Annotated in this window: 4 protein-coding genes and 1 pseudogene; 1 reads left to right on the forward strand and 4 read right to left on the reverse strand. The window is 56.7% G+C overall.

Annotated features, from left to right (window positions below; genetic code table 11):
• From JWR14_RS24030 to JWR14_RS24045, 4 genes and pseudogenes are all read right to left on the reverse strand, one after another.
• On the reverse strand, window positions 1-598 hold a 598-nt coding region (locus tag JWR14_RS24030), incomplete at its 3' end, for a fumarylacetoacetate hydrolase family protein (RefSeq protein ID WP_299713049.1).
• Window positions 599-626: 28 nt separating this feature from the next.
• Window positions 627-1,166 (reverse strand): carboxymuconolactone decarboxylase family protein, encoded by a 540-nt coding sequence (locus tag JWR14_RS24035; RefSeq protein WP_299713052.1) that lies wholly within the window; start codon window positions 1,164-1,166, stop codon window positions 627-629.
• 84 nt (window positions 1,167-1,250) lie between these two features.
• Window positions 1,251-2,252, reverse strand: a complete 1,002-nt coding sequence (locus tag JWR14_RS24040; RefSeq protein ID WP_299713055.1) for a VOC family protein — start codon at window positions 2,250-2,252, stop codon at window positions 1,251-1,253.
• Between the two features lie 236 nt (window positions 2,253-2,488).
• Window positions 2,489-2,812 (reverse strand): annotated as a pseudogene (locus tag JWR14_RS24045) (Nramp family divalent metal transporter); the annotation flags it as partial.
• A 607-nt stretch (window positions 2,813-3,419) separates the two neighbouring features.
• On the opposite strand from JWR14_RS24045, the gene JWR14_RS24050 reads away from it, so the two are divergent.
• Window positions 3,420-3,865 (forward strand): TetR/AcrR family transcriptional regulator (locus JWR14_RS24050; RefSeq protein WP_299713058.1); only part of this gene is annotated, 446 nt, incomplete at its 3' end.

A 3,865-nucleotide genomic window follows, 5' to 3' on the forward strand; every position in this document is an offset into this window, starting at 1 on the left:
CCAGTTCGAGCGACCCAGGCTCGCGCATTTCGCCCGCACTGACCAGCCACGGGCCGACTGGCGTGAAGGTATCGAAGCTTTTGCCTTTGCTCCATTGACCGCCCCGCTCTACCTGCCAATGCCGGTCGGACACGTCGTTGACCATGACGTATCCGGCGACGCACTTGCGCGCCGCGCTTTTGTCGATGCGCGAAGCGGTCCTGCCAATGACGATTCCGAGCTCGATCTCCCAGTCAGTACTGATCGAGCCGGGCGGCAAGAGTATGTCGTCGTCGGGTCCACAAATCGACGACGTCGATTTAAAGAAGACCACCGGCTCGGAGGGGATGGGCAAGCTGGCTTCCAGCGCATGCTGGCGGTAATTCAGCCCAATCGCGATGATCTCCTTGACGTCGCCAAGCGGCGAGCCGATGCGCCCAGGGGCATCAACCCTCGGCAGCTTTAGTGGATCGAGCGCTTCGAGAAAACGCATGCCCTCAGCGGAGAGCACGGACTCGTCGATATCTTTGATAATCGGGCTCAGGGCGCGCACTGAACCATCAGCGGCGAGTATGGCCGGAAGTTCCTGGCCTTGAGGACCATAGCGAAGTAATTTCATCGGGTAATCTTCTATCTGGGGGATAAGACTATCGGCGCACGAACCAAGATTCTTTTTCGATCTGCAAGGGCAGAAGAACACGAACGACGCAGTTGTACCAGGCGATTGTTACAAGTAGCTCGAGGCGTTGTTGCTGACCAAGGAACGCGGTGGCGTCCCAAGTGCCGTCTTTGACATGTCCATCGAGGCTGACTTCTCTCGCCAGACGAATCACGGCACGTTCCTCGGCCGTGAAGTGTTCCGATTTCTCAAAGTCCTCCAGGCTCTCGAGCTGTTCGCGTCGCACGCCCGCGCTCAAAGCCGCATTCCAATGGTGGTCCACCTCATAGGGCGCATTGGCCACGATCCCTACCGTCACGACGGCAAGTTCGCGGAAGACTCTGGGGAAAGAGGTCTGCTTGCGCAGCGCGGTTGCCATTCCGAGAACCGCCTCCGTGAGTGCTGGGGCGTTAGCCAACGCCAGGAAAATGTTCTCGGGATTGGGACCCCGTTCAGCAATCAGCCGGTCGTAAAGATCCGTTCTGCCGTCCGGTATGGTCTCTCTGTTCACATAGGGGATACGTGCCATATCTAAATGCCTTCACTTTGATCAAATCAGATTTATCGTTGCTCTCATGAGCCACGATCCGCTACTCGACTACGTCAGGCACACTCAGCTCATGCCCAGATAGGCTTCCAGGGATGGCTCCGGTCCTCCGGGCGTCGGACTCGTGCGCTCTACGCCATGGAAGGGGGAGGCGTTCGTCAGCCAGGTCAACCGCGGTGGAAGTCCCCACGACTCGGTTACCCGGGAGATGCCGGTCAGGTCATGGACAATTGGTTCGTCTTGCGCATCGCCGCAATAGATGGGCGGCGGCAGCAATTCGATGCGATGACCGTCCGGATCGAGCAGGTACACGTAGTACGAATGCCCCAAACTGTGCCTGCCCGGTCCGAACTCCACGTTATCGCCAAAGCCCAGACTACCCGCAACGTCGCAGGCCTTCATGATTTCGTTAATACCGTGAACGACGTACGCAAAATGATGCAACGCCGGGCCCGGCCGCCGGATGAAGACCACATCGTACTGGGAGTCTTTGGCGTGCAAAAAGACACCGACCGGCTGTTCTCCGACGATCATATAGTCGAGAATCCGAAACCCGAAGTCGGCATAAAAGCTTGCTGCGAGTTGGAGGTCAGGGGCAGTGACCTGGTAGTGATCGAAGCGAAGCGCACCCCCGCCCCGAACGCTCTCGAACTTCTGATCTACTCTTTCGACGCGCGGCATGTCAAAGCAAAACTCTAGCGGAGTGCCGCTGATGTCGGAAGCATGCAGGGTGCGCGCCTGGTACGGTGCATCGACGAATTCGGCTTTGATTCCACGCTTTTCGAAGTAGAACTTGGCTTTATCCAGGTCCTCGTCGTCAAATGTCCGCAGCCCGGTCCTGATGCACGCGGGCGCATCATTTGTGCGCTTCAGGATCAAGCTATGATGTGATCGCTCTTCAACGCCTCGTAGATAGATCGTGTCACGGTCCTCATCACTAACGGTCAGGCCAACGACTTCCGTATAGAAGTCGCGGCTACGGGCCAGGTCTCGAACTGTAAAGGTCAGGTGGCTTGCACGAGTCACCTGAAATGGCGCCGGTCGGGCTGTTTTAGGTATCTGGATCATCTCATCTCTTTTGCTTAGTGGTGAATGTTCTTGTTACGCTATAGTTCGCATGACGAACTTTCAAACCAATACGATTTGCTATTTTTTGGCATCGTGGTCTCCTATCGTCATCCGGCGCCCGGCAATCCTGGTACGCTCATGCCGAAGGTCTGAAGCAGGAAAATCATGTTGGGGAAACAAGATCAATACGGTTCCAAAAATCGCTGCAACGGGCTCGAGCCAACCGTTCACGAACGAACCAGCGGTGTGGGAAACCGCTCACGGCACATTTCGGCGAGGTTGCGGTTCGTGTCGATACCCAGTCTGGCCGATAGCGCCTGAAACAGCATCGCAGCGACGTTGACACCGAGCACTGCCCAAAGCAGTGCGTAGCCGTATCGGGCACCCGCCTGAAAGTTCGTGGCGAAATTACCGGGATCCATGTAGGCGTTCGACGCGATCACCGCCGGCCCGGCAAACAGCAAGTTGGCCCGACCCGTATTCCTGCGTCGGGACAGAGTCTCGCCGATGGCCTGCGTAGTCCGATCAGTCAGCCCCAGTTGTACTTTGACACTACCCATTGCGTCGAATCTCTCAGAGTGCGCTCGCGGAAAACAGGTCAGCCTCAAGAAGTCACCAAGAGTACTGCTCAGTACGATTCGAGTAGTATATTAGATGTCGACAACAAAAGCACAGAGTCGGGGTAAACCACGATACACGGGCTATCTTCGCGAATACGATCGGCAAACATTGGCGGAGAGTTCCTTGAACCGGTCGTACCGACTGGTATGATTAAGGAAAGTTCCGATGACGGCGACGCAAGCGGCGAGGCGACCTTTCGCAGACTGGCCTCCCTTCAAAGGGTCTTTCAAAGGCGCGCACCGAACTGGAGATTCGCGACTGTTGCGAGAGCTTGAACCCGGCAGCAGTGAATGTGAATGATTCAGGCTTGAGTTCCGGCGCGCCGGAGATTGGCGGCATTGGCGGCTGCTAGAATGCAAGTGTTTGTATGTTCTGCTTCCGCAGCCAGGGTGCGGTTAGGTCGAGAGCGTCAGAATTTAGATTGAAAACGCATGGAAGGTTCGTATGCCTGCTAGAAAGACCCCTGCCCCGAAGAAACCGTCATCGCGTCTACCCGTGAGCAGATCGACGCAAAGGCGCCGCGAATTACTGACCACTGCAGCAGACATGTTCCTGGCGCGCGGCTATGATCGCGTCACCCTGGATGAGATCGTTGCCGAGGTGGGTGGTTCCAAGTCCAACGTCTATAAGCATTTCAAGGGCAAAGAGGGTCTCTTCATCGCTGCGCTCGAAAATCTTAGCAGTGAGATATCCGGCGCAATCCTGGCCTCCGAGGGTTTCTCACTGCCTCTGCGTCAGGCGCTGACCATGATCGGGCAAACGTTCTACAAAGCTGTGTTGCATCCCCGGGCTATCGCACTGCAGCGCCTGGCCATTGCCGAGTCGAGTCGCTTTCCACAAGTGGGGCAGACGTGGTTTGATCGGGGACCGCGTATATTTCAGGAGGCAATGACACAGTTCTTCGAGGAGCGCGAGGCACGCGGGGAACTGCGTGCTTGCGACGCACGGGAGGGTGCCATCCTCTTTCACGACATGATGGCATTCGATTTTTC

Source organism: Caballeronia sp., from assembly GCF_028292365.1.
In the GTDB taxonomy this organism is placed as follows: Bacteria; Pseudomonadota; Gammaproteobacteria; order Burkholderiales; family Burkholderiaceae; genus Caballeronia.

Excerpts from the sequence above, each read along its gene's own strand:
- JWR14_RS24035 (WP_299713052.1), bottom strand. The coding sequence starts at position 1,166 with ATGGCACGTATCCCCTATGTGAACAGAGAGACCATACCGGACGGCAGA.
- JWR14_RS24040 (WP_299713055.1), bottom strand. The coding sequence starts at position 2,252 with ATGATCCAGATACCTAAAACAGCCCGACCGGCGCCATTTCAGGTGACT.